The 24,369-nt window shown below is 68.8% G+C and carries 22 protein-coding genes; 12 read left to right on the top strand and 10 right to left on the bottom strand.

What is annotated here, in order from left to right; genetic code table 11:
* Positions 1–37 precede the first annotated feature (37 nt).
* The 4 genes from GC106_RS05060 to GC106_RS05045 are packed head-to-tail and all read left to right on the top strand — an operon-like array spanning position 38 to position 3,637.
* Complete coding sequence (locus GC106_RS05060; RefSeq protein WP_173124933.1) at positions 38–577, top strand: RNA polymerase sigma factor; 540 nt, start codon at positions 38–40, stop codon at positions 575–577.
* Positions 574–1,362, top strand: a complete 789-nt coding sequence (locus tag GC106_RS05055; RefSeq protein ID WP_173124931.1) for a hypothetical protein — start codon at positions 574–576, stop codon at positions 1,360–1,362. Before GC106_RS05060 ends, GC106_RS05055 begins: the two co-directional genes overlap by 4 nt.
* Before the next feature lie 20 nt (positions 1,363–1,382).
* Positions 1,383–2,810: an adenylosuccinate lyase gene (gene purB, locus GC106_RS05050; protein WP_446684927.1), complete on the top strand. Its 1,428-nt coding sequence runs from the start codon at positions 1,383–1,385 to the stop codon at positions 2,808–2,810.
* A gap of 14 nt (positions 2,811–2,824) precedes the next feature.
* Complete coding sequence (locus GC106_RS05045; protein ID WP_173124929.1) at positions 2,825–3,637, top strand: MOSC domain-containing protein; 813 nt, start codon at positions 2,825–2,827, stop codon at positions 3,635–3,637.
* Between the two features lie 117 nt (positions 3,638–3,754).
* Here GC106_RS05045 and GC106_RS05040 read toward each other — a convergent pair whose 3' ends face one another.
* Positions 3,755–5,023: a M14 family metallopeptidase gene (locus GC106_RS05040; RefSeq protein ID WP_173124927.1), complete on the bottom strand. Its 1,269-nt coding sequence runs from the start codon at positions 5,021–5,023 to the stop codon at positions 3,755–3,757.
* Positions 5,024–5,178: 155 nt separating this feature from the next.
* Here GC106_RS05040 and GC106_RS05035 point away from each other — a divergent pair, with 155 nt between their 5' ends.
* On the top strand, positions 5,179–5,961 hold the full coding sequence (locus GC106_RS05035; protein ID WP_173124925.1) for an ATP-binding cassette domain-containing protein: 783 nt from the start codon (positions 5,179–5,181) through the stop codon (positions 5,959–5,961).
* Positions 5,958–6,596 (top strand): hypothetical protein, encoded by a 639-nt coding sequence (locus GC106_RS05030; RefSeq protein WP_173124923.1) that lies wholly within the window; start codon positions 5,958–5,960, stop codon positions 6,594–6,596. Before GC106_RS05035 ends, GC106_RS05030 begins: the two co-directional genes overlap by 4 nt.
* Here the strand turns inward: GC106_RS05030 and GC106_RS05025 are convergent.
* The 3 genes from GC106_RS05025 to GC106_RS05015 all read right to left on the bottom strand — a co-directional run bounded on the left by GC106_RS05025 (position 6,593) and on the right by GC106_RS05015 (position 11,194).
* Positions 6,593–7,402: an SAM hydrolase/SAM-dependent halogenase family protein gene (locus GC106_RS05025; RefSeq protein WP_173124921.1), complete on the bottom strand. Its 810-nt coding sequence runs from the start codon at positions 7,400–7,402 to the stop codon at positions 6,593–6,595. The genes GC106_RS05030 and GC106_RS05025 overlap by 4 nt on opposite strands.
* A gap of 535 nt (positions 7,403–7,937) precedes the next feature.
* A complete protein-coding gene (locus GC106_RS05020; RefSeq protein WP_173124919.1) occupies positions 7,938–9,671 on the bottom strand; it encodes an ABC transporter ATP-binding protein in 1,734 nt (577 codons plus the stop codon).
* Complete coding sequence (locus GC106_RS05015; protein ID WP_312872434.1) at positions 9,668–11,194, bottom strand: ABC transporter transmembrane domain-containing protein; 1,527 nt, start codon at positions 11,192–11,194, stop codon at positions 9,668–9,670. The genes GC106_RS05020 and GC106_RS05015 overlap by 4 nt, the downstream gene beginning before the upstream one ends.
* Positions 11,195–11,305: 111 nt before the next feature.
* Between GC106_RS05015 and GC106_RS05010 the strand changes: the two genes are divergently transcribed.
* Positions 11,306–12,181, top strand: a complete 876-nt coding sequence (locus tag GC106_RS05010; RefSeq protein ID WP_173124917.1) for a phosphoribosylaminoimidazolesuccinocarboxamide synthase — start codon at positions 11,306–11,308, stop codon at positions 12,179–12,181.
* Positions 12,182–12,267: 86 nt separating this feature from the next.
* Entirely contained in the window at positions 12,268–13,002 is a 735-nt protein-coding gene (locus tag GC106_RS05005; RefSeq protein WP_173124915.1) for a DUF2334 domain-containing protein, read from the top strand.
* Here the strand turns inward: GC106_RS05005 and GC106_RS05000 are convergent.
* Positions 12,924–13,559 (bottom strand): MBL fold metallo-hydrolase, encoded by a 636-nt coding sequence (locus GC106_RS05000; RefSeq protein WP_173124913.1) that lies wholly within the window; start codon positions 13,557–13,559, stop codon positions 12,924–12,926. The genes GC106_RS05005 and GC106_RS05000 overlap by 79 nt on opposite strands.
* A 12-nt stretch (positions 13,560–13,571) precedes the next feature.
* Entirely contained in the window at positions 13,572–14,537 is a 966-nt protein-coding gene (locus GC106_RS04995; RefSeq protein WP_173124911.1) for a DUF5937 family protein, read from the bottom strand.
* A 67-nt stretch (positions 14,538–14,604) separates the two neighbouring features.
* Here GC106_RS04995 and GC106_RS04990 point away from each other — a divergent pair, with 67 nt between their 5' ends.
* Positions 14,605–15,750: an MFS transporter gene (locus GC106_RS04990; RefSeq protein ID WP_312872433.1), complete on the top strand. Its 1,146-nt coding sequence runs from the start codon at positions 14,605–14,607 to the stop codon at positions 15,748–15,750.
* Entirely contained in the window at positions 15,747–17,234 is a 1,488-nt protein-coding gene (locus GC106_RS04985; RefSeq protein ID WP_173124909.1) for an aldehyde dehydrogenase family protein, read from the top strand. The genes GC106_RS04990 and GC106_RS04985 overlap by 4 nt, the downstream gene beginning before the upstream one ends.
* A gap of 70 nt (positions 17,235–17,304) precedes the next feature.
* Here GC106_RS04985 and purL read toward each other — a convergent pair whose 3' ends face one another.
* Genes purL through purS form a run of 3 tightly spaced genes read right to left on the bottom strand, consistent with a single transcriptional unit; the run spans position 17,305 to position 20,500 of the window.
* Positions 17,305–19,590 (bottom strand): phosphoribosylformylglycinamidine synthase subunit PurL, encoded by a 2,286-nt coding sequence (gene purL, locus GC106_RS04980; protein WP_173124907.1) that lies wholly within the window; start codon positions 19,588–19,590, stop codon positions 17,305–17,307.
* The gene (gene purQ, locus GC106_RS04975) at positions 19,587–20,264 is read right to left on the bottom strand and encodes a phosphoribosylformylglycinamidine synthase subunit PurQ (protein ID WP_173124905.1); all 678 of its coding nucleotides are present in this window, start codon (positions 20,262–20,264) and stop codon (positions 19,587–19,589) included. Before purQ ends, purL begins: the two co-directional genes overlap by 4 nt.
* On the bottom strand, positions 20,261–20,500 hold the full coding sequence (gene purS, locus GC106_RS04970) for a phosphoribosylformylglycinamidine synthase subunit PurS (protein WP_173124904.1): 240 nt from the start codon (positions 20,498–20,500) through the stop codon (positions 20,261–20,263). Before purS ends, purQ begins: the two co-directional genes overlap by 4 nt.
* A gap of 128 nt (positions 20,501–20,628) precedes the next feature.
* On the opposite strand from purS, the gene GC106_RS04965 reads away from it, so the two are divergent.
* Positions 20,629–21,594: an NAD-dependent epimerase/dehydratase family protein gene (locus GC106_RS04965; protein WP_173124903.1), complete on the top strand. Its 966-nt coding sequence runs from the start codon at positions 20,629–20,631 to the stop codon at positions 21,592–21,594.
* Between the two features lie 16 nt (positions 21,595–21,610).
* Complete coding sequence (locus tag GC106_RS04960) at positions 21,611–23,176, top strand: GMC family oxidoreductase (RefSeq protein ID WP_173124902.1); 1,566 nt, start codon at positions 21,611–21,613, stop codon at positions 23,174–23,176.
* Here GC106_RS04960 and GC106_RS04955 read toward each other — a convergent pair.
* Positions 23,173–24,339, bottom strand: a complete 1,167-nt coding sequence (locus tag GC106_RS04955) for a pentapeptide repeat-containing protein (RefSeq protein WP_173124901.1) — start codon at positions 24,337–24,339, stop codon at positions 23,173–23,175. The two genes, GC106_RS04960 and GC106_RS04955, sit on opposite strands and share 4 nt — an antisense overlap.
* Positions 24,340–24,369: the final 30 nt, after the last annotated feature.

Here is a 24,369-nt window from a genome sequence, read left to right as displayed (position 1 = left end):
ACACGTGAGGTAGGTCGGGAATGCGAAGGGAGCCACAGTGCGCAAACCCGACGAGGAGAACTTCCGAGCCTTCGCCGGCAAACACGCGGCGGGGTTGCGCCGCTGTGCCTACCTGTTCTGCGGCGACTGGCACCTTGCCGAGGACCTCACGCAGACCACGCTGATCAAGATCTACCGGGCGTGGTCGAAGGTGCAGGTGCAGGACAGCCTGCAGAACTACTCCCGCCGAGTGCTGCTGAACACCTGGCTGGACGAGAAGCGCAGGCCGTGGCGGCGCAGTGAGCTGCGGTACGAGACGGTGCCGGACACGCCGGACGTCTCCGCCGACCCGGAGGCCGCCCAGGACCGCTCGTGGGCGAAGGACATGACGCACCGTGCGTTGCTGGAGCTGCCGCCACGGCAGCGGGCCGCGTTGGTCCTGCGCTACTTCGACGACCTGTCGGTGGCCGAAACGGCCGTGGTGCTCGGCTGCTCGGAGGGCACCGTGAAGAGCCAGACCGCCCGTGGCCTGGCGACCTTGCGAAATGTCGTGGAGAACCTGACGGCCGGCAGGCCGGCTAGGAGGGTCGTTTCATGAGCGAGTACGAGCTGCGGGAGGGCCTGCGACTCGCCGTCGCCGATGAGCCCCCGATGACCTTTGACCTCGACGAACTGATGCTGACGGCGGAACGGATGGTGCGTCGCCGTCGTGCTCTTGTCGCCGTTGGCGTCAGTACGGCCGCTGTGGCCGTCGTCGCTGTGACGGTGCCGGTGTTGCTGGGGATCGGCGGTTCCCCAGAGGAGCTACCGCAGGCCGCGCCGCCGTCGACGACGCCGTCTCAAACGTCCACCGCCACGTCGGCCACACCGGCCACACCGCCCGCACGGCCGAAGTTGACGGCGGCTCAGCTCCGCCAGCGCGGCAACGAGCTGCGGGCGTATCTGCGGCCACAGTTCCCCAAGGACGTCCCCGGCGCGCAGAACGTCAACGTCCGGCCGTTCGGCGGGGAGGCGGAGGACCAGTTCTGGGAAGGCCAGGACTACCTCGAAGGCATGGTGCGGTTCACGCTGGGCGAGGTGCAGACGGCGGTCGCCGTGTACGTCAGCAACGAACAGGCAAGCCAGCCGTGCACCGGCTGTCAGGAACGGCCGCAGCCGGACGGCAGCAAGGTGGTGATCCACGCCGAGTCCGGTCCCGCGGGCAACGACCCGGCGATGCTGATCACCTCCGCCACGCACTTCCGCAACGACGGCACGGCCACCCGGATCACCGCGTACAACTACGACCCGACCGGTGGGTCGCCGCTCAGGTACCAGGACAGGGTGGCGTTGACCGAGGAGCAGCTGGTCAAGCTGGCCACTGATCCCACGTTGCACCTGTAGGTGACATACCCTGTGTCACCGTGAAGCCGCGTATCCCGAACGTCCTCGCCAACCGCTACGCCTCGGTCGAACTGGTCCAGCTGTGGTCGCCGGAACACAAGGTGGTGCTGGAGCGTGAGCTGTGGCTCGCGGTCCTCAAGGCACAGGCCGAACTGGGCGTGCCGGTGCCGGACGGGGTGGTCGCGGACTACGAGCGGGTGATCGGCCAGGTCGACCTGGCCTCGATCGCCGAGCGTGAGCGGGTGACGCGGCACGACGTCAAGGCACGGATCGAGGAGTTCAACGCGCTCGCCGGGCACGAGCACGTGCACAAGGGCATGACCTCCCGTGACCTGACCGAGAACGTCGAGCAGTTGCAGATCAAGCGCTCGCTTGAGCTGATCGCGGCACGGACGCTGGCCGTGCTGGCAAGGCTGGCACGGCTGGCGACCGAGCACGCCGATCTGGTGATGGCGGGCCGGTCGCACAACGTCGCGGCGCAGGCGACCACCCTGGGCAAGCGGTTCGCGACCGCGGCCGACGAGTTGCTGGTCGCGTTCGAGCGGCTGCGTGACCTGACCGGCCGGTATCCGTTGCGGGGCATCAAGGGCCCGGTCGGCACCGCGCAGGACATGCTGGACCTGCTCGGCGGCAACGAGTCCACTTTGGACGAACTGGAACGGAAGGTCGCCGGGCACCTGGGGTTCGAGCGGGTGTTCACCAGCGTCGGCCAGGTGTACCCGCGGTCGCTCGACTTCGACGTGGTGTCCACTTTGGTGCAGCTGGCCGGCGCGCCGGGCAGCGTGGCCAAGACGATCCGGTTGATGGCCGGGCACGAGCTGGTCACCGAGGGCTTCAAGCCGGGCCAGGTCGGGTCGTCCGCCATGCCGCACAAGATGAACACGCGTTCCTGCGAACGCGTCAACGGGTTCGCGGTGATCCTGCGCGGCTACCTGTCGATGGTCGGCGAGCTGTCCGGTGACCAGTGGAACGAAGGCGACGTGTCGTGTTCCGTCGTCCGCCGGGTCGCGCTGCCGGACGCGTTCTTCGCTCTGGACGGCCTGTTCCAGACGTTCCTCACGGTGCTCGACGAGTTCGGCGCGTACCCGGCGGTGATCGCCCGTGAGCTCGACCGGTACCTGCCTTTCCTTGCCACGACAAAGGTTCTGATGGCCTCGGTGCAGGCGGGCGTCGGCCGGGAGACCGCGCACGAGGCGATCAAGGAGAACGCCGTCGCGGTCGCGCTGGCCATGCGGGAGCAGGGCCAGGCCGGCAACGACCTGCTCGACCGGCTGGCCGCCGACGACCGGATCCCGCTGGACCGGGCGCAGCTGGACCAGTTGCTGGCCGACCGGCTGTCGTTCACCGGTGTCGCGGACAGCCAGGTCCGTGCCGTGGTCAAGCGGGTTTCCGAAGTGCTGGAGGACTATCCCGAGGCCGCGGGCTACGCCCCCGCGCCGATCCTCTGAGCTAGGTTGGTGCCATGCAGGCGTGCGTGGTCGAACTCGTCCGGTACCTGGTGAAGGGCTGCGCGGGCGAATCGCTCGACCGCGTCGCCGTCGGCCCGATGGGCCTCGCCGAGGACCGGGCGTTCATGATCGTCGACCAGGACAACAAGTTCGTCACCCAGCGCACCCGGTCGAAGATGGCCGTGGTGCGCCCCACACTCGGCGACGGCACCCTCAAGCTGTCCGCGCCCGGCATCGAGGACTTCGAGTTCGACGTTGTCACCGACGGGGAACAGCTCGAAGTCCTGCTGCACAAGTGGACCGGCAAGGCGGTCGACCAGGGCTCCGGGCCGGCCGGGTGGTTCTCCGAGTTCATGGGTGAGCCGTGCCGGCTCGTCCGTGTGCCGCCGGGGCACGAGCGGCACTCCAACGGCGAGACCGGCGGCCAGGTCGGATTCGCCGACGCGGACGCGCTGCACGTGATCGGCCGGTCCTCACTGGATCACCTGAACGGCCTGATCCTGGAGAAAGGCGGGGACGCCCTGCCGATGAACAGGTTCCGGCCCAACGTCGTCGTCACGGGCTGGGACGAGCCGTACACCGAGGACCGGGTGCGCCGGATGACCCTCGGCCCGGTCGAGACCAGCTGGGAGAAGAAGGCGGTCCGCTGCGTGGTGCCGACCGTGGACCAGGCGACCGGCCGGAAAGCGGGCCACGAACCGACCAGGACGCTGGCGGGCTACCGCCGTGAAGAGGAAGGCGGGGTCTCCTTCGGCGCCAAGTTCGCCGTGACGAAGCCGGGCGAACTGGCCGTCGGCGACCCGGTCGAGGTCACCGCCTGGGCCTGACCGCCGTGTCCACCATTCCGGCACCCCGTGTCCACCATTCCGGCAGGGTGAGTCGCACGTTCCGGCACCACGAAATCGCAGTGCGGCGTGCGACCCACCCCGGTCACGCCCTCAGCCTCAGCAGCTTCCGCCGATGACTCGCGGCACACAGTCGCTGTAGCTCAGGAACAGGGCGACCGCGCGGTCGTTGCGCGAGGTCTCCCGGACGATCACCTCGTCGGGCGGGTAGAAGCCGCCGCCACCCGAGCGCGGGTACATCTCGAACGTGTAGCTCCAGATCTTGTGCGCGCCCCACATCCAGTCACCGATCGAGCCGTCGGTGACGTAGAGGTCGCTGGACTGCTGCGGCGTGTAGTTGTTGGTCTGGGCCATCTGCTGACCGAGCGTGCGGAACGCGCGCTCCTGGTTGGCGTCCAGGCCCGGCGCGGTGTTGTTGTACGTGTAGCCGAACGGCCACAGGATCAGCTCGGAGTAGGTGTGCCAGTCGATGTGCGTCTTGATCTGCTGCACACCGCCGACCACACGCGAGTTCACGAAGTCGCGCAGCCGCTGGGTCTCCGGCGCGGAGAACGCCGACGGGCCGCGGTAGGTCTCGCTGCCGGTCGAGCCGCTCGAACCGCCACAGCAGCCCCACTGGAAGCCCCAGTTGCGGTTCAGGTCGGTGCCGACGTTCGACGAACCGGCGTTCGGCTGCCGGTTCTTGCGCCACGACCGGTACGAGCCGGTGGCGATGTCGTACTCCGAACCGTCGGGGTTGACGCTGGTGACGATCCAGATCTCCTTGCTGTTCACCTCGTTGGTGATGGCCGCGTCGGAGCCGTAGCCGTCGGTGTAGCGGTTGGCGATCCGCAGGCACATCTCCGGCGTCAGATGCTCACGGGCGTGCTGCTGGCAGGTGAACAGCACCTCGGGCTCGGACTCGTCCGTCGCCGCGTTGTCGCTGATCTTCAGCAGCCACAGGTCGCGGTTCTGGTAGCTCTTGCCGATGCTCGACAGCCGCGCGATCGACGAGTGGTCCGCGGCGATCTTCTGCAGCTCCGTGGTCTGCTCGGCGTAGTTGTGGTACATCGAGTCGGCCGGTGGGAAGTCCAGCGTCGTCATCTGCTGGGTCAGCCGGAAACCCGCTTCACGCAAGGCCTTGGCCTGGCTCGCGGTCGCGGCGAAGGTGAGCGTTCCGCCGTCGGTGCCGTGGATGTCGACGCCGAACCGGCTGATCGCGGTACGAGAGACGGGGGTGGTGTTCTCGACCGTGTAGATCGCAGAAGGCCGGCTGTCGGCGACGGCAGCCGTGCTCTGTTCGGGCTGTGCCGAAGCCGTGATGGGCAAAGGCAGCAGCATGGCAGCGCCAAGCGCCGCCGCGGCCAACAGACCGCGACGAGACCTCATGGGCCCTCCCTTGTGAACTTGTGTGCAGGGTGTCTCGTAGCGTGGGTCCGCTCACCGAACGTGCGCAAGGGATAGCCGGACGAATACGCACGTACGGCCGAAACCGTGAAGCCCTTTGGCGGCGAATCGATCGTCGGTTTCGGCATGATGGATACGTGACCGTCGTTCAAGGTGTCCGCAAGCGCTACACCCGGACCAGCCCGTGGGTGCTCGACGGCGTCGAGCTCACCGTCGAGCCCGGCGTCGTGACCGTCATCGTGGCTGGTAACGGCATTGGCAAGTCCACTTTGCTGCGAATCGTGGCCGGTGCCTCGCTGCCGACGTCCGGCCGGGTCACCGGCAGGCCGGGCACGGTCGGTTACGTCCCCGAACGCGCGCCCGCGGCGATCCGGATGACCGCGCGTCAGTACCTGGGACACGTCGGCCGGATGCGTGGCATGTCGCCCGCACAGACCCGTAAACGCACCGACGAACTGGCCGAGCGGCTGCGGCTGGTGCCGGGACCGGACGTGCCGATCGCCGCACTGTCCAAGGGGAACGGTCAGAAAGTCGCGGTGATGCAGGCGTTCCTGAGACCACCCGAGCTGCTCGTCGTCGACGAACCGGCGACCGGCCTGGACGCCCCGGCCCGCGCAGAACTGGCCGCGCTGATGTCCGAGGCCGAACAGGACGGTGGCCGGATTCTGTTGAGCGCCCACGAAAGCGCGGTGCCCAACGGCAGGCTGTACCGCCTGGTCGACGGCAGGCTCGTGCCGGAATCCCTACGCGGCATGCGGATTTCCCTGCGACCAACCCGGCCGGGACTGTCGGCGTCACATTTGCGGGCGGAGGTCTTGTTGGAGGAACCGGGTCGTGTGGTCGTACGTACCGACGACGCCGACAAGCTGTTGCTCAACGCCCTTTCTGACGGCTGGTCGCTGATCGAGGCGGTGTCATGAGTCCTCTGGTCCGGTATCTCGTCGCGGACGTCATGCGCGGCCAGCGGTGGGCCGCGCCGATGCTGGCGTACCTGGCGATTCTGCTGATCATCGGTCCGTCGAGCGGCCCGGTGCTGCCGACGTACGCGATGGCGTCCGCGGCGCTCGTGCCGATCGGTATGTGGATCACGGTCGTGGTGATGCACAACGAAGAGCCGATGCAGGCCGTGATCACCATGTCGATCAACCGCGGGTTCCACCGCGTCTGGCTGGCCAAGGTCAGCACGGCATTGCTGTGCACGGGTGTGCTCGGACTGGTCGCGCTCTGCTGGCTCACCCTGACGTCCGGCCAGTTCGCGCAGGTCGGCGTGGGTGCGCTCGACTTCGCCATGACCGTGCTCGCCGGTGTCGCGTTCGGCACGGTGATCAGCCGTCCGGTGATGCCGAAGCTCGGCTGGACCATGATGCTCGGCGTCGGTATCTGCTTCGCGCAGCTGTTCGTCCGTCAGGCACCGCCGGTGAACGCCCTGATCGACCTGTACTCAGGCAACCAGCCCGGACCCGTCAGCATGGTCGTGCTGATCGCGGTCGAGTCCGTGGTGCTGTCCGGGCTGGTCATCGGCCTGGCGCACGCGGTGGCCAGAAGGCGGGTCTAACGCCGGATCTCGGCGATCGGGTTGCGCTGGCCCACCATCAGCAGCGAGGACGCGAAGCCCTGGTTCACCGCGATCGCGACGTGCCCGGCCGAGTCGACGTACACCAGCGCCTCACCCGGCTCGACGTCGTCGAACGTCCGGCCGATCGTGGCGTCGATGGTGTGCATGCCGATCTGTACGTGCACGGACGCGCCCGGCAGCAACAACCCGGTCGCGATGATGTCGCGGACCTGCGCGGCCAGCTGGATGTTGCCGAAATGGTCCACCGACAGCACTTCGGACTGCAGCCGCTGGCTGCCGACCACGACCTTCGGCTCGGGCAGCCGGACCAGGCTGGCCGGGTCGACCTCGGGCCCGAAGTCGGCGGGCTCCACGCCCAGCGTCAGGTACGCGGCGGCGGGCGCGAAGATGTCGCGGCCGTGGAACGTGTGCGACACCGTGGACAGCCGGTACTCCTCGGCCACGAGTTCGTAGACCTCCTGCAGCCCGCCGAGGGCGTCCGCGGCAGGCAGCAGCAGGCCGTTGTCCGGCCCGACCAGCACACCTTCTTCGGTGACAACGACGATGCCACGACGACTCGTGCCCACACCCGGATCGACCACGGCGATGTGCACGGCCGGCGGCAGGTACGGCACCACCTGGGCCAGGATGGTCGCGCCGCGCCGCACATCCTGCGGCGGCACGGCATGCGACACGTCGATGACCTGGGCTTTCGGCGCCTTCTGGGCGATGACGCCTCGGCACGCGGCCACGAAGCCGTCAGCCAGCCCATAGTCCGTGGTCAAGGACACCCAGTCGAAAGCCATGCGCATTCTTACCGTGTTCAATTGGCCTCGCTTCGCTCGGCCGGGCTTGATCGCCAAAGCCGGTCGTTTCCACCCCGCCCCACGCGGCCGACATCTTCGCTCTCGCCTGCGAACCAGCCTGGCTGGGGCGATGTCGGGGGTGTTGCGTGGCGTAAACGACCAGCGCGATCAAGCCGTGTTCAATTGGCCTCGCTTCGCTCGGCCGGGCTTGATCGCCGGAGCCGGTCGTTTCCACCCCGCCCCACGCGGCCGACATCTTCGCTCTCGCCTGCGAACCAGCCTGGCTGGGGCGATGTCGGGCGTGTTGCGTGGCGTAAACGACCAGCGCGACCAAGCCGTGTTCAATTGGCCTCGCTTCGCTCGGCCGGGCTTGATCGCCAAAGCCGGTCGTTTCCACCCCGCCCCACGCGGCCGACATCTTCGCTCTCGCCTGCGAACCAGCCTGGCTGGGGCGATGTCGGGCGTGTTGCGTGGCGTAAACGACCAGCGCGATCAAGCCGTTGGCAGTCATCACCTAACGCACGGCCCGCCGTTGTCATCCGGACAGACTGGCGACCAGTCCCGCGTACGAGCCCTTGGCGGCCATCAACTCGTCATGACTGCCCAGCTCGACGATCCGGCCGCCCTCCATCACGGCGATCCGGTCGGCGTCCCGCGCTGTGGTCAGCCTATGCGCGATGGCGATGACTGTCCTGCCGGCCAGCACCGCGGTCAACGACCGCTCCAGGTTCCTGGAGGCCGACGAGTCCAGAAGGGACGTGGCCTCGTCGAGCACCAGGGTGTGCGGGTCGGCGATCACCAAGCGCGCCAACGCGATCTGCTGGACCATCGCGGGCGCGACCGCCTCGCCGCCGGAACCGACCACAGTGTCCAGTCCGGCCGGCAGGGATTTGGCCCAGTCGGCGGCGTCCACCGTCCGCAACGCGTCCCACAGCTCCTCGTCCGAGGCGTCACGGGGCAGCGTCAGGTTCTCCCGGAGAGTCCCGCTGAACACGTGCTGTTCCTGTGTCACCAGAACGATTTCCTGACGACGCTTGGCCAACGGCAGGGACGTCACCTCGACGCCGCCGATCGTCACCGAACCGGAGTCGGGCGCGTTCACGCCCGCCAGCAGCCGGCCGAGCGTCGACTTGCCCGCGCCGGACGGGCCGACGATGACCAGCCGCTCACCCTCCACAATGTCCAGGTCGATCCCGTGCAGCACCTCACGGCCGGGGCTGTAGGCGAACGTGGCGCCCCTGACCGCGATGGCCGTGCCGTCCGGAACCGCGGACTCGTCCCCCGGGTCCGGCTTGATCTGTTGCACGCCAAGGATGCGCCGCAGGGCCGCGTTGCCGACTTGCAGTTCGTCCATCCACGTCAACGCTTCGCTCAACGGCTCGACCAGCGCCCGTGCGTACAGCACGATCGCGGTGATCTCCCCGATCCCGGCGAGACCCTGCGTGTAGGCGACGCCACCGACCACCAGGATCGCGGCGATCGGCAGGATGTAGGCGACGTCGAGGGCGCCGAGGAACCACGCCCACAGGCGACTGCAGTACCACTCGACACCGACCGCCTTGTCCACGTTCCGGTCGTTGAGTGCCAGCCGGCGCCTGCGCAGCCGCAACGCCTCGATCGTCCGGCCGCCGTCGGCCGTCTCGTGCGTGCTGGAGTGCACCTCCGCCCAGTCGGCCAGCGCCTCCTCGTACTTCGGCAGCACCCGGGGCCGGTACCAGCGCGTTGCCGCGACCAGCAGCGGAACCGCGACCAGCATGCCCAGAGCGACGATCGGGGACGTGATCACCATCGCCACGGCGGTCAGCGCCACGGTGACCGCCGCGATCACGATCTCCGGCGCCGCCTGCCGCAGGCCCTCGTCCAGCTTGTCCACATCGGACGTCGCGCGGCTGAGCAGGTCGCCCGTTCCGGCCGACTCCACGGTGGCGAGCGGGAGCTGGACGACGTGCTCGACCATTCCCTCCCGGGCCTCGGCGAGCAGCCGCTCGCCGAACACCGCGGCTCGGAACCGGGCCTGCCTGCGCAGCACCGCGTGCACGGCGAGCACTCCGATGAAAATCAGTGCGATCACATCGATGTGCCACGTCGTGGTGCCGGTGGACACCGCGTCGACCAGGTGCCCGAGCAACTGCGGACCGATCAGGCCGACCAGCGTGGCCGCCGCGAACAGCGACATCATGCCGAGGAACGACCACCTGTTGGCGACCGCGACCGACCAGATCCACGCGCGGACGGCGGGCTTGCCGGCCAGCGGAAGAGTCGTCTTCATGGCGTGTACACCTCGTCCGCCACTCGTGTCCACAAAGGACTTTGACTGAACACCACCGTGGTCCGGCCGCGGCGCAGCTCGGCCACCCGCTGGGTGATCCTGGCCTCGGTGTGGGCGTCCACCGCCGACGTCGGTTCGTCGAGCACGAGCACGTCCGCGTCGAAGCTCAACGCCCTGGCCAGCAGCATCCGCTGGCGTTGGCCACCGGACAGCGTCCGGCCCCGTTCGGCCAGGTACTCCTGGGTTCCGTGGTCGAGGCCGTCCACGACATCCGTCGCGTCCGCGGCCCACAGCGCGGTGTCCAGTTCGACCGCCTTGCCCATGTCGACCTCGTCGGCGAGCGTGCCGGAGAACAGCACGTCCTGGTTGTGGGCGACCAGGATCCGGTCCCTGACCTCGTCGATGTCGGCTTCCCGCAAGGGAACGCCGCCCGCGGCCACGGGCGCGTCGACGTACCGGCCGAGCCGGTCGGCGAACGCGTCGGACCCGGTGGTCCGGACCACGGTCAGTTTGCCTGCCGGGAACGTCAGGCCGGACGTCTCGTCGTGCAGCCCGAAAGAGCCCGGCGGCAACGGTTTCGGGTGTTCCGGCGAGTCCAGCGCGGGCGTCAGCCGCAGGATGGCGCAGGCACGGCGAGCCGCGACGATCGCCTCGTTGAAGTGGTGCACCGCCTCGGTGGCCACGCCGACCGGGATCACCAGGAACGCCGAGACACCGTAGAACGCGACAAGTTCACCGACCGAGATCGTGCCGTCCAGGGCCAGCCGCGCACCGAGCCACATCACCAGGATGGTGACCAGGCCCGGCAGCAGGACCTCGATCCCGGACAGCCACGAGTCGATCCGTGCCGCGTTCACGCCCGCCTTGCGCACGCGTTGGCTGGTCTCGGCGAACCGGTCGGTGAACTGCTTCTCCCCGCCGATTCCCCGCAGGATTCGCAGGCCGGACACGATGTCCGCGGCCATCGACGTGGCCGCGCCGACCTCTTCGCGGTGTGCCTCGGTCCGTTTGCGCAACGGTCCGAGCAGCGGCACCAGGCCCAGTGTCGCCAACGGAACGCCGACGACCACGACAAGGCCGAGGATCGGTGTGCTGGACAGCAACGCGATCGCGGCCACGATGAACGCGACGACACCACCGGTCAGCCTGCCGATCACCTCAAGCAGACCACCGATGCTGTACATGTCCGACGATCCGACCGCGACGATCTCGCCGGCTTTGATCTTCGACGGCAACGCGGCCCCGACCCGCGTGGCGTGCTGCATGACCGCTCGCTGCATCAACGCGGCGCCGTGCAACCACGCCCGGTCGCCCGCCCTGGTCAGCATGACCGTGCTGGACGACAACACCGCGCCGAGCGCCACGATCAGGCCGGACCACATCAGCAGCGCGCCGGTGTCCCGAGGGGCGATGCCCTGGTCGATGGCCGCACCGATGGCCAGCGGCAGGAGCGCCAGCGGAACCATCCACAGTGCGCCGAAAACCATCGCCGCGGTCAGGGTGCGCGGCGACGTGCGGATCAACCACCACAGGAACCGCAGCGGTGATCGCGAGTCTGGAGTGAGTCAATAGTGGTGCATAGCGCGCAAGCTACCGCCCGCGTGTGACCGGCGCTACGCAATTAAGCTGGCCCCGTGCCTTCGCTGACTGAGTATCCGCAGGTAGCCGCCGGGAAGATCCGCGAGCTGTACGCGGTGGACGACGACCACCTGCTGCTCGTGGCCTCGGACAAGATCTCGGCGTACGACTACGTGCTGCCGACGACGATCCCGGACAAGGGCCGGGTGCTCACCGCGATGAGCGTGTTCTGGTTCGACCTGCTCGACGTGCCGAACCACCTCGTGGCATGGGACGACCCGCGCATCCCCGCGGCGGTGCGCGGCCGTGCGCTGCTCGTGCGCAGGCTGGCGATGCAGCCCGTCGAGTGCGTGGCGCGTGGCTACCTGACCGGCTCCGGCCTGACCGACTACCGGAAGACCGGCGGGGTGTGTGGCGTGCCGCTGCCGCAAGGCCTGGTCGAGGCGTCCAAGCTGCCCGAGCCGATCTTCACGCCGACCACCAAGGCCGAGGTCGGCCGGCACGACGAGGCCATGGAGTTCGACGCCGTGCGCGCGGCGGTCGGCGACGAGCTCGCGGTCAAGCTCCGCGAAGCGACGTTGTCGACGTACGCGAAGGCCGCGGAGCACGCGCTCAGCCGGGGGATGATCCTCGCGGACACCAAATTCGAGTTCGGCCTCGACGACTCGGGCGAGATCGTGCTCGGTGACGAGGTCCTGACCCCGGATTCGTCCCGTTACTGGGCCGTCGACGGTTACCAGGAGGGCCAGGTCCAGCCCGCGTTCGACAAGCAGATCGTGCGCGACTGGTTGGTGTCGGCGGAGTCCGGCTGGCAGCGCTCGTCCGGCGAACTGCCGCCTGAGCTGCCCGAACACGTCGTCGAATCGACCCGGTCCCGCTATATCGAGGCGTACGAACGGATTTCCGGGAAATCGTTCGCCGAATGGCCGTGATCAGCCTTTCGTGATTTCACCGCATCAGTGCCGGCTCGTTACCCCACGGTCGGGCGCTCGCCATGGTCATGTGGCGTCATGGTGGGGTGTCCGCGCGTCTGGTGGTCTCGCTGTCCGGAATCGGGATCCGGACCCTGCACCGCTGCGCCGAACTGGCCGGTGAGCTGGACCTTCGGGGCGTCTCGCTCTCGCTGTTGTTCGCGCCGCGGCTGGCAGGGGCAGGTCAGCACAGGGTGGTTGTGGACTGGGTACGGCAGCGGCGCGACCGGGGGGACGCGCTGCTGCTGCACGGATTCGACCTCACCGACGCGCCACGTCGCCGTGCCGAGTTCGGCTCGTTGCCCGCGCACGAGGCCGGGTTGCGGCTCACCGCCGCCCGCAGGCTGATGGGCAGGCTCGACCTCGAAGTGGACAGCTTCGCCCCGCCGCAGTGGGCGGCGTCCGCGGGCACGCTGACCGCGTTGCGGCGTAACGAATTCACGCTCTGCGCGGACGCGAGCAGGATCTACGACCTGCGGACCGAGACCGTCCACAAGGGACGTGTGCACGGCCTGGCCGCCAGCGAACGGGTCGAGACGTGGTCCTGCTTCGCGCTGGTGCTCAGCGTATCCCGGGCCGCGCGCAAAGGCGGCCTGGTCCGGCTTTCGGTCGACGCGGCGGACCTGGCCAAGCCCGGGCCGCGGCGGGCGGTCCTGGACGCCATCGACATCGCCACCCACCACGGCGCCACGCCGACCACGTATCAGAGGGCGGTGGACTCGCCCGGCGTGAGCACGCGGACCTCGGTCTCCTTGGGGCCCAGCTCGGTGAACCTGCCGTAGTACATCTGCGGCACGCTCACCACGGCCTGGTGGATCGGGACGGCCACCCGTGCCTTCATGACCCGCAGGAAGTCGATCGCCTCGGACAGCTTCTGCCACGGCGCCGCGGTCGGCATGCCCAGCACGTCGATCGTCTGCTCCGGGCGGAAGAACGAGTCGCCCGGGTGGTAGAACGCGCCGTCGTCCAGCACGTAACCGACGTTCGGCGGCACCGGGACCTCGGGGTGGATGATCGCGTGGTTGCCGCCGACGGCGTGCACCTGCGTGGTACCGACCTTGAAACGCTCACCGGGGCGCACGGTCCGCGCTGTCAGCCCGGCCGCGACCACGTCCTGTGCCGACGCCGGATCGACGATCAGCTGCGCCTTCGGGTTGGCCTTCATCAGCCCGGCCAGCCGGGGGACGTCAAGGTGGTCCGGGTGCTGGTGGGTGATCAGGACCGCATCGAGGTGCCGGAGGTCCTCGAATCCCCGGGAGAACGTGCCCGGGTCGAACAGCACCCGCTCCGACGCGGTCTCGGCCAGTACGCAGGAATGTCCGAAATGGACGAATTGCATCCGCGGTTCCTCTCAGCTCGCACTGGCGACCAGTTCGTCGCCGAGTGCACTGCGGCTGTAATAGACACTACGCCCGGAACGCCGTGCGCTCAGCAGGCCGGCGGCCGCGAGCGCCTTGACGTGTCCGGAGATCGTGCTGGGCGCCACGCCGATCCGCTGCGCCAGCGTCGTCGTGCTGGCGGGCTCGGCCAGCTCGCGCAGCAGACGCGCCTTGGTCCGTCCGACGACACCGGCCAGCGGGTCGCCTTCCGGCGCGGGCACGTCCTCCCACAGAGTCGCCACGCCTCGGGCCGGGTACACCACGGACGGCTGCCACGGCGGGGTCATCATCACGCCGATGCCGCCCGCGAAGGTGCTCGGCACCAGCAGCAGGCCCCGGTCGTCGAGGCCGAGCCGGGCGGTGTTGGCCGTCGGCACCAGGACCCGGCCGGCCTCGACGACCACGCCGGGGTGCAGGCCCGTCAGCACCTTGGCGATACCGCCGCTGCCGAACTGGCGGGTCCGGTAGTGCACGTCGGTGTCCAGCAGGTCCTTGATCCGCGGCCAGAGCGGTTTGACCAGCACGTCCCAGCACCTGCGCAGCTGTTCGGCCAGCAGGTCCCTGGTCTTGGCCGGGTCCGCGAGCAGGCCGGCGAGCTCGCCCTCGTCGCGCCCCGCCGCCGACATCCCGACTTCGAGGCTGACCTGGCCGACCGGCGTGCGGGCGACGGCTTCGAGCTGGTCTTCCACGGTGGTCCCGGCGTCGGACGGCGGCGGGCTGAGGAAGTCCGGGAAGTACCAGTCGCCGTCGACCAGCGTGACCAGCTCGGGCGCGTCCACGTAGGCCAGCACCGACCGGTTGGCGATCGCCCAGCGCGTGTGCGCCGGGGAGCGGCCCGGCCGGGTGAGCAGCCGGACTGCGTTGAGCACTTCCTCGAGCGGGGAGACCGCCAGCCGCACCCGGTGCGCGCCGACCTCGCCGAGCTGGATCTCGATCACCGGCCGTCCTTTCGGATATAGCCGAATCAATACCGCGGTGGGCCGCGGCGACGGCAGCGTCAGCCGTGTGAGTTACGTGCGCTGGTCCATCGCCGCTCAGTTCGTTCGCCTGCCCGCCATGATGGCGCCGTTGGCGTTCGCTTTGCTGGCGACCGAGCTGACCGGGTCGTATCGCCTCGGTGGCGTGATGATGGCCGTGTTCGTCGGCGCCGAGATCGTCGCGGCCGGTCCGGTGGGTCGCCTGCTCGATCGGGTCGGCGTGGCACGGGGTCTCCGTGTCCTGCTTGTCGTTTCGGCATTGTTCCTGTGCGGCTTGACCTTGGCCGGCTCGGCGCCGGTGCCGGCGATCGTCTTTGTCGTGCTGACGGGGTTCGCGGCCGGTGGGCTGTCCGGGGGAATCCGGGCGCTGCTGCCGAAGTCCGTGGCACCCGGGTTCCTGGAACGTGCCGTCGCGATCGATTCCGTGATCGTCGAACTGATCGTGGTCAGCGGGCCGCTGGTGGTCGCTTTGCTGTCCCCGCTTGGCTTCATGGCACCTGTGCTGGGGATGGCGGCGGCTTACCTGCTGGCGGTCGTGTTCGTGCCCGCGGTTGCTGCCCCGCCACGTACGCGCGGCGAGCGACCGCCGCTCGGGTCGATCATGACGTGGTTGCTGAGCTCGTTCGGGTTCGGTGTCCTGATCAGCACGGTCGAGGTTTCGTCCTTGCCGCTCGCGCAACGGCTCGGCGGCGGCACGGGGGTCGCGGTGGCGGTGATGGCCGTGCTGATCAGCGCGAGCATGGCGGGCGCCGCCGGGTACGCGTGGCTCGGGCCCCGGCTGAAGGGGGATCGATCGGGCCGGGCGGCCGTGTTCCTGGGGATCATGGCCGCTGGCGGAGTGCTCGTGGCGTTCGGTGTGTCCTGGCCGTTGCTGATCGCCGGGCTGGTGACGGTCGGTGTCTGCACGGGGCCGCTGAACACGACGATTTCGATGCATCTCCAGCTGACCCTGCCCGAATCCCGCAAGGCCGAGGGCTTCAGCCTGGTCTTCACGGCCCAGGCAGGCGGCTTCGCGCTGGGATCACTGTCCGTGTCGGTTCTGCCGGTGAGCGGGGCGCCGCTGTTCGGTTCCGCGGTGGCGCTGGTCGCCGCGTTCGCTGTGCTCAGCGCCCGTCGCGGCGCGCCTTACCGTCGAGTAACCTCGGCGGTAGCCAACCAGGAGGCGCGCTCATGACGACCGTGGAGCACAAAGTCGAGACGTTCGACTCGCTGAACCCGGCTACCGACGAGGTTGTCGGGACGTATCCCGTACACACCGAGAAGGACGTGGCGGATGCCGTGGCCAGGGCGCGCAACGCGTCCGCCTGGTGGCAGTCGCTCGGGTTCGCCGGCCGCGCGGAACGCCTGCAGCGCTGGAAGGGCATCATCACCCGGCGCGGCCCGCAGCTGGCCGACGTGATCCACCAGGAGACCGGCAAGCCGCACTCCGACGCGATGATCGAGGTCGTCCTGGCCGTCGACCACACCGATTGGGTCGCCAAGAACGCCCGCAAGGTGCTCGGCCCGAAGCGCCGTGCGTCCGGCCTGCTGATGGCCAACCAGGCGGCTTCGGTCGAGTACCAGCCGCTCGGCGTGATCGGTGTGATCGGGCCGTGGAACTACCCGTTGTTCACGCCGATGGGCTCGATCGTCTACGCGCTCGCCGCGGGCAACGCGGTGATCTTCAAGCCCAGCGAGTACACCCCTGGCGTGGGCAAGTGGCTCGTGGACAGCTTCGCCGAAGCCGTGCCCGAGCACCCCGTCTTCCAGCTGGTCACCGGCTTCGGCGCGACCGGCGCGGCGCTGTGCCGCGCGGGCGTCGACAAGATCGGCTTCACCGGCTCGGCCGCGACCGGCAAGAAGATCATGGCCGCCTGCGCGGAGACGCTGACGCCGGTCCTGATCGAAGCGGGCGGCAAGGACGCGTTGCTCGTCGACGAGGACGCCGACGTCGAAGCCGCGGCGGACGCCGCCGTCTGGGGCGGCATGTCCAACGCGGGCCAGACATGCGTTGGCGTGGAACGGGTTTACGTCCACGAGAAGGTCTACGACTCGTTCGTGGCCGCGACCGTCGAGAAGGCCCGCGCGGTCCGTGCGGGCGCGGACGCCGGCGCGAAGATCGGCCCGATCACCATGCCCGCGCAGGTGGAGATCATCCGTAAGCACATCGCCGACGCCATCGCCCGCGGCGGCAAGGCCCTCGTCGGCGGCCCGGACGCCGTCGGCGACCGCTTCGTCCAGCCGACCGTGCTGGTGGACGTGCCCGAGGACTCGATCGCCGTGCGCGACGAGACCTTCGGCCCCACCCTGACCATCTCGAAGGTCAAGGACATGGACGAGGCGCTGGTGAAGGCCAACGACTCCCGCTACGGCCTGGGCTCCGCGGTCTACTCGAAGCGCCGCGGCATGGAACTGGCTCGCCGGCTGCGGTCCGGCATGACCGCGGTCAACTCGATCATCAGCTTCGCCGGCATCCCGTCCCTGCCGTTCGGCGGCGTCGGCGACTCGGGCTTCGGCCGGATCCACGGCGCGGACGGCCTGAAGGAGTTCACCCGCGCGAAAGCCATTGCCCGCCAACGTTTCCGCGCCCCCATCAACCTGACCACCTTCACCCGTACGGAAAAGGCGGACGCGGCGGTCGCCAAGCTCATCACCCTGCTGCACGGCAAACGCAAGTAACCCCCACCTCCCCCCTCGTGAGTGTTTATCCGTGTTCTAACCCGGATAAACACTCACGAGGGGTTCAGCGTCAGTGGAAGAGGGCGGGGAGGGTGCCCTGCCAGGCGTTGCTCAGCTCTTCGAGACCGAACGTGGCCACGTCCTGGATCTCCAGTGCCTTCGACTCCGGGTCCACCACACCGAGCTTGCGCCACGGCATCGAGCGGGCCGTGAGCATGTCGGTGAACCGCAGTTCCTCGGTGCGCGGGACGGCCACGATGACCCGTCCCGTGGACTCCGAGAACAGCTGCACGAACGGGTCCTGGTCCTCGGCGAGGAAAATCCGGGCACCGGTCTGGCCGATCAGGCACGCCTCCACGATCGCCTGGGCCAAGCCGCCCTCGGCCAGGTCGTGGGCGGCCGAGATCATGCCGTCCCGTGACCCGGCCCGCAGGATGTCCGCGAGCAGCATCTCGTGCTTGAGGTCGACCCGCGGCGGCAGGCCGCTCAGCGACCCGTGCACGACGTGCGCCCACTCCGAACCGCCGAACTCGTCTGACGTGGTTCCCAGCAGCAGCAACGTCTCGCCCGCTTCGGCGCCGATGCCGGTCGGGATGCGGCGACGGACGTCGTCGATCACGCCGAGCACGCCGACGACCGGGGTCGGCAGGATCGCCGTCGAGCCGGTCTGGTTGTAGAAGCTGACGTTTCCGCCGGTCACCGGGATGCCGAGCTCGACGCAGCCGTCCGCCAGGCCACGCACGGCCTGCTCGAACTGCCACATCACGCCCGGGTCCTCCGGCGAGCCGAAGTTGAGGCAGTTCGTCACGGCCACCGGCGTCGCGCCGCTGACGGCCACGTTCCGGTACGCCTCGGCCAAAGCCAGCTGCGCGCCCGTGTACGGATCGAGCTTGCAGTAACGGCCGTTGCAGTCAACGGAAAGCGCGACACCACGGCCGGACTCCTCGTCGATCCGGATCATGCCGGAGTCCGACGGCTGCGACAGCACTGTGCCGCCGCGCACGTAGCGGTCGTACTGGTCGGTGACCCAATTGCGGGACGACAGGTTGTGCGAGCCCGCCATCCGCAGGACCAGGTCACGAAGGTCCGAAGTGGACGGACGAGGCAGGTCTACCGGCCGCTGCAAGGAATCCTGGTCGGCGGGACGCTGTACCGGGCGGTTGTACACCGGGCCCTCGTGGGCGACGGTCCGCGGCGGCACGTCGACCACGACCTCGTCGTGCCACGTGATCACGAGCCTGCCGGTGTCGGTGACCTCGCCGATCTCCGTCGCGGTCACGTCCCACTTGGCGCACACCCGCATGAAGGCGTCCACATCGGACGGTTTGACAACCGCGCACATCCGCTCCTGCGACTCGCTGGAGAGGATCTCGGCGGGAGTCATTCCCTTGGCACGCAACGGGACACGATCCAGGACGACATGCATTCCGCCGTCCCCGGCGCTGGCCAGCTCACTCGTGGCGCAGGACAGGCCCGCGCCGCCGAGGTCCTGGATGCCGACCACGATGCCCTCACGGAACAGCTCAAGGCAGCACTCGATCAGCACCTTCTCCATGAAGGGGTCGCCGACCTGCACCGACGGCAGCTTCTTGCGGCCCGCGGAGGTCTCGTCGCCGGAGAACGTGTCCGACGCCAGCACCGAAACGCCGCCGATGCCGTCCAGACCGGTCCGCGCACCGAACAGGATGATCTTGTTGCCGGTGCCGGACGCGTGCGCCAGGTGCAGGTCCTCGACGCGCATCGCCCCCACGCACAGCGCGTTGACCAGCGGGTTGCCCAGGTAGGTCGGGTCGAAGACGACCTCGCCACCGATGTTGGGCAGGCCGAGGCAGTTGCCGTAGCCGCCGACACCGGCCACGACACCGGGCAGCACCCGGCGGGTGTCCGGGGCGTCGGCCGGGCCGAAGCGCAACGAGTCCATCACGGCCAGCGGCCGCGCGCCCATCGCCATGATGTCGCGCACGATCCCGCCGACCCCGGTCGCGGCACCCTGGTAAGGCTCCACATAGGACGGATGGTTGTGGCTCTCCACCTTGAAGGTGACCGCCCAGCCGTCACCGATGTCGACCACACCCGCGTTCTCGCCGATGCCCGCGAGCATCTTCGAGCGCATCTGCTCGGTGGTCGTCTTGCCGAAGTAGGAGAGGTGCACCTTGGACGACTTGTAGGAGCAGTGCTCGCTCCACATCACCGAGTACATCGCCAGTTCGGCGTCGGTCGGCCTGCGGCCGAGGATCTCCCGGATCCGCTGGTACTCGTCGTCCTTCAGGCCCAGCTCTGTGTACGGCTGGGGAACGTCGGGGGTGGATTCCGCGTGCTTGACTGAATCGGTGTTGTGTGTCTTGTTGGCTGTCATGCCTTCACCAGTGCGTCGATGGCGGAAAGGAACATGCCCAGGCCGTCGTCGGACGGACCGGTGAGCGCGTCGATGGCGTGCTCGGGGTGCGGCATCAGGCCGACCACCCGGCCACGCGCGTCGGTGATCCCGGCGATCTCGTTGAGCGAACCGTTCGGGTTCGCGCCGGCGTACCGGAACACCACACGGCCCTCGCCTTCGAGTTCGGCCAGGGTGTTCGGCTCCGCGACGTACCCGCCTTCGCCGGACTTCAGCGGGATCAGGATCTCCGCGCCCTGGTCGTACCGGGTGCTCCACGCGGTCGTGGTGTTCTCCACCCTGAGCCACTGGTCACGGCAGACGAAGTGCAGCTCCGAGTTGCGCACCAACGCGCCGGGCAGCAGCCCCGCCTCGCAGAGGATCTGGAAACCGTTGCAGATCCCCAGGATCGGCATGCCCTTGGCGGCGGCCTCGATCACCGGGCCCATCACCGGGGCGAACCGGGCGATCGCGCCACAGCGCAGGTAATCGCCGTAGGAGAAACCACCGGGCACGATGACCGCGTCGACGCCACGCAGGTCGGCGTCGGCGTGCCAGAGCGACACGGCTTCGGCGCCCGCGTACTTCACCGCGCGGGCGGCGTCCTGGTCATCGAGGGTGCCGGGGAACGTGATGACGCCGATCTTCGCCGTCATGCGTCGATCCTCCGGACCGTGAAGTCCTCGATCACGGTGTTGGCGAGCAGGTCGGCGGCGATCTTGGTGAGCGTCTCGTCGTCGACCGAGTCGTCCACCTCCAACTCGAACCGCTTGCCTTGGCGCACCTCGGTGACACCTGCGAATCCGAGACGCGGCAGTGCTTTCGCCACCGCCTGTCCCTGTGGGTCGAGGATCTCCGGCTTGGGCATTACGTCGACGACGACACGGGCCACGGTCGTTGCTCCCATTATCAAAGCCATCACAGCGGGTCACGGTGGACGGGAGAAGCGTACCTGACCTGGGAGTTTCGCTCTCCGCGAGCAGCCTGGCGAAGCGAGCGGCATCACACCAGGATCGTGACATGCGACTTCTCGTACTGGGTGGAACCGTCTTCCTCGGCCACGCGATCGCGGCCGAGGCCGTCGGGCGCGGGCATGACGTGACCTGCGCGGCCAGGGGGAGCACGGGCGGGGCACCGGCCCCGTTGACCAAGCTCGACCGGGACGACGAGAACGGGCTGGCGCCACTGCGGGGCGAGCGGTTCGACGCCGTGGTGGACGTGGCGAAAATCTCCTATCCGCACGTGCGCCGGGCCGTCGAGCAGATCACCGCGGACCACTGGACGTTCGTCTCGTCGATCAGCGTCTACCGGGAGTTCCGCACCGGCGGCGTCGACGACCCGATCTTCGACCCACTGCCCGAGCAGGGCACGGCCGCGACCATGGACAACTACGGCGCCATCAAGGTGGCCAGCGAGAACGCGGTCAAGGACGTCCACGGCGAGAGTGCGTTCATCGTCCGGGCCGGGTTGATCACGGGACGCGGTGACGTGAGCGACCGCTTCGGGTACTGGCCCGCGCGGTTGTCCGGAACGGGACAGGCCGTGGTGCCGGACGCGCCGGACCAGCCGACGCACCACGTCGACGTGCGGGACCTGGCGAGATGGATCATCGACGGCGCCGAGCAGCGGATCGGCGGCACGTTCAACGCCTCCGGACTGCCCATCCCCATGGGCGAACTGCTCACCCGCGTGGTCCAGGCGGTGGGCGGCACAGCCGAGCTGGTGCCGGTCAACCCGGACAAACTGCGTGAACTGGACGTACAGCCGTGGGCCGGTCCGCGATCCCTGCCGCTCTGGGTGCCGGACGGCCACATCGTCGGCGCGAACTGGGACGTGCGCCCCGCGATCGACGCCGGACTGAAGTTCCGTTCGCTGGAGGACGCCGCGCGCGGCGCCCTGGAGTACGAACGCGAACTGGGGCTGGCGCGGTCCCGTCGCGCCGGGCTCACCTCGGCGGAGGAAGTGGAGGTGCTGGAGGGTCGTTGAATGGCAGGATCGGTGAATGCGCGAGACATTCGACTACATCGTGGTAGGCGCCGGTAGCGCGGGATGCGTGCTGGCGAACCGTCTCACGGAGGACCCGCAGGTGCGGGTGTTGCTGCTGGAGGCGGGCGGCGAGGACAACGCCGACGAGATCCACGTCCCGGCGGCGTTCGCGAACCTGTTCAAGACCAAGTGGGACTGGAACTACGAGACGGTCGAACAGAAGCACATGGGCGACCGGACGGCGTACTGGCCGCGGATGAAGGCGCTCGGCGGCTGTTCGTCGATGAACGCGATGATCTACATCCGGGGCAACCGCGCCGACTACGACGCCTGGCGCGACGAGCACGGCGCGACCGGCTGGGGCTGGGACGACGTCCTGCCGTACTTCGTCCGGGCCGAGCGCAACACGCGCCTCAGCGGCCCATTACACGGCACGAACGGGCCGCTGTTCGTCGAGGACCGTCGCTACACGCACGAACTGTCCACCGCGTGGGTGCAGGCAGCCGTCGCCTGGGGCCTCAAACCGACCGACGACTTCAACGGCGCCGATCAGGAAGGTGCCGGCCAGTACCAGGTGACCTGCCACAACGGCCGTCGCTGGTCGACCGCGGACGCGTACCTGCGCCCGGCCATGGTCCGTGACAACTTGACGGTACGGACGCACGCGCAGGCCACGAAGGTCGTCATCGAGTCCGGCCGTGCTGTGGGCATGGAGTATCTGTACGAAGGCACAGTCAAGACCACGTACGTCGAGCGTGAGGTCGTGTTGTCCGGCGGCGCGGTCAACTCGCCGCAACTGCTGATGCTTTCCGGCATCGGGCCCGCGGAACACCTGCGCGAGATGGGCATAGACGTTGTCGTCGGCCTCAACGAGGTCGGTGAGAACCTGCACGACCACCCGGCCGCCGGGATCAACTACACCACCCGGAAGACGACGGATCTGGTCGACTACGCCAATCCGCGCCGCCTGCTGCAGTGGCAGCTGACCGGACGCGGCCCGTTGGCGTCGAACGTCGGCGAGTCAGGCGGTTTCACCCGCACGAGCGAAGACCTGCCCGCACCGGACATGCAGTTCGTCACCGCGCCGACCATGTTCTACGACAACGGAATGCAGGAGCCGACGGTCCGCGGCTTCACCGCCGCGGCGGTCCATGTGGCGCCGAAAAGCCGTGGACGCCTGCGGTTGCGGTCGAACAACCCGCGATGGCGCCCGGTGATCGACCCGGCGTACTACGCCGACCCCTCCGACATGGACGTGATGGTGGCCGGAATCCGGATGCTGCGGGACATCTGCGAACGCCCGGCGATCGCCCGCTACCTCGGCCGCCCGTTCAAGCCGGAATCCCTGCGGATCACCGACGCCGAACTGGCCGATCACATCCGGGAGAACACGCAGACGCTCTACCACCCGGTCGGCACATGCTCGATCGGCACGGTCGTCGACCCGTCGCTGAAGGTCAACGGCGTCGAGGGCCTGCGCGTCGCGGACGCCTCCGTGATGCCCATGGTGCCCCGCGGAAACACCAACGCCCCCACGATCATGGTCGGCGAGAAGGCAGCGGACCTGATCCGGAACGGTTAGGTGCGAACGAGGCCGGTGCCGTCGTCCTTCTGGTCGATGATCCAGCCCTGCGGCAGCTCGTTCTTCATCTCCAACGACACCGTCATGCCGTAGGTGTCGGCGGTCGTGGTGGCCGCGGCCGACATGTCCAGGCCACCACGGAACGAGCTGTGGTTGAGGTCGATCGGCTGGGCGAACCTGGTGCCCCGCAACACGACCTTGCCTTCGAACGTCGCCTGCGCCAGCTTGGCCACGCCGTCGAACTTCGACTGCTTGAGGTCGACGAGCTGGTCGGCCTCGAAGTTGGAGAACCAGGCGCGTTTGTGGAACGTGGTGCCCGACGCGATGAACTTGCCCCAGCTGTGCGCCGAGGTGAACCACGCGTCGCCGAAGATCTCCATGTTGCCGAAGGCGTTGGCCTCGTAGAGGTTCACCGACCGGGCGGTGATCTGCCCGACCACGCGCTCGGAGATGTCGAAGTACTCCAGCGTGGCCCCGGTCAGGTCCAGGTCGTACATGGGCGCGCGGCCGTCGCCGACCTCCGGCAGCAGTTCGCCGATCAACCGCTGCGCGGTCAACCGGACCTGGCGCTCGCGGTCGGCGTCCACCGACTCCTGGACGTCTTCGTCACCGCGTAGGCGTGCGTAGTGCGCGTGGTCGAACGGCCTGCGCAGGTACGCGCACAGCACGTCGAGCACGGTCTGTGTGTACTCGGCACGGCTGCGGGCCAGGCCGGCCAACGCGTGCAACGCGCCGACCCTGACCTGGTCGGCGTCGTTGCCCAGCAGCTCGATCGCCCTGGCGAAGCGCTCGTCGGTCGACCGCTCGCGGTCGTGCTGCATCCGCTGGCTTTCCATCTGCTGGCGGGCCTGCTCGATGGTGTGCCGCTGGCTTTCCAGGTCGTGCCTGCGCCGCTCGATGTCCTGGCGCTCCTCGTCGATCTTGCGTCTGCGGTCGTTGAGCCACAACGCGTACAGCGCGACGACGGCGGCGGCCGCCAGACCGCCGGTCCGCAACGCCTCCGCGAGCGTGGAACCGCCGTCCAGCATCACCCAGCCCGTGACGGCCGTCAGCAGGCCGACGGCGCCGATGATCGTTCCGGTGAGCGCACGGGCCTGCTGCGCGAACACCACTCCGCTGCCGATCAGGAGCAGCACGCCGACAATCACCAGGGCCAGATTCATCCGCACATTTTGGAGCGCATCCGGCCCCGC

The sequence above is a fragment of the Kibdelosporangium persicum genome (assembly GCF_013280595.1).
Taxonomy (GTDB): Bacteria; Actinomycetota; Actinomycetes; order Mycobacteriales; family Pseudonocardiaceae; genus Kibdelosporangium; species Kibdelosporangium persicum.
The sequence above is the reverse complement of the archived record's forward strand: the minus strand, read 5'-3'. Positions and strand labels throughout refer to the sequence as shown.

Bases quoted from the DNA above. Each gene is read 5' to 3' on its own strand.
- GC106_RS05055 (WP_173124931.1), top strand. From the start codon at position 574: ATGAGCGAGTACGAGCTGCGGGAGGGCCTGCGACTCGCCGTCGCCGAT.
- GC106_RS05045 (WP_173124929.1), top strand. From the start codon at position 2,825: ATGCAGGCGTGCGTGGTCGAACTCGTCCGGTACCTGGTGAAGGGCTGC.
- GC106_RS05040 (WP_173124927.1), bottom strand. From the start codon at position 5,023: ATGAGGTCTCGTCGCGGTCTGTTGGCCGCGGCGGCGCTTGGCGCTGCC.
- GC106_RS05030 (WP_173124923.1), top strand. From the start codon at position 5,958: ATGAGTCCTCTGGTCCGGTATCTCGTCGCGGACGTCATGCGCGGCCAG.
- GC106_RS05025 (WP_173124921.1), bottom strand. From the start codon at position 7,402: ATGGCTTTCGACTGGGTGTCCTTGACCACGGACTATGGGCTGGCTGAC.
- GC106_RS05020 (WP_173124919.1), bottom strand. From the start codon at position 9,671: ATGAAGACGACTCTTCCGCTGGCCGGCAAGCCCGCCGTCCGCGCGTGG.
- GC106_RS05000 (WP_173124913.1), bottom strand. From the start codon at position 13,559: ATGCAATTCGTCCATTTCGGACATTCCTGCGTACTGGCCGAGACCGCG.
- GC106_RS04985 (WP_173124909.1), top strand. From the start codon at position 15,747: ATGACGACCGTGGAGCACAAAGTCGAGACGTTCGACTCGCTGAACCCG.
- purL (WP_173124907.1), bottom strand. From the start codon at position 19,590: ATGACAGCCAACAAGACACACAACACCGATTCAGTCAAGCACGCGGAA.
- purQ (WP_173124905.1), bottom strand. From the start codon at position 20,264: ATGACGGCGAAGATCGGCGTCATCACGTTCCCCGGCACCCTCGATGAC.
- GC106_RS04965 (WP_173124903.1), top strand. From the start codon at position 20,629: ATGCGACTTCTCGTACTGGGTGGAACCGTCTTCCTCGGCCACGCGATC.
- GC106_RS04960 (WP_173124902.1), top strand. From the start codon at position 21,611: ATGCGCGAGACATTCGACTACATCGTGGTAGGCGCCGGTAGCGCGGGA.
- GC106_RS04955 (WP_173124901.1), bottom strand. From the start codon at position 24,339: ATGAATCTGGCCCTGGTGATTGTCGGCGTGCTGCTCCTGATCGGCAGC.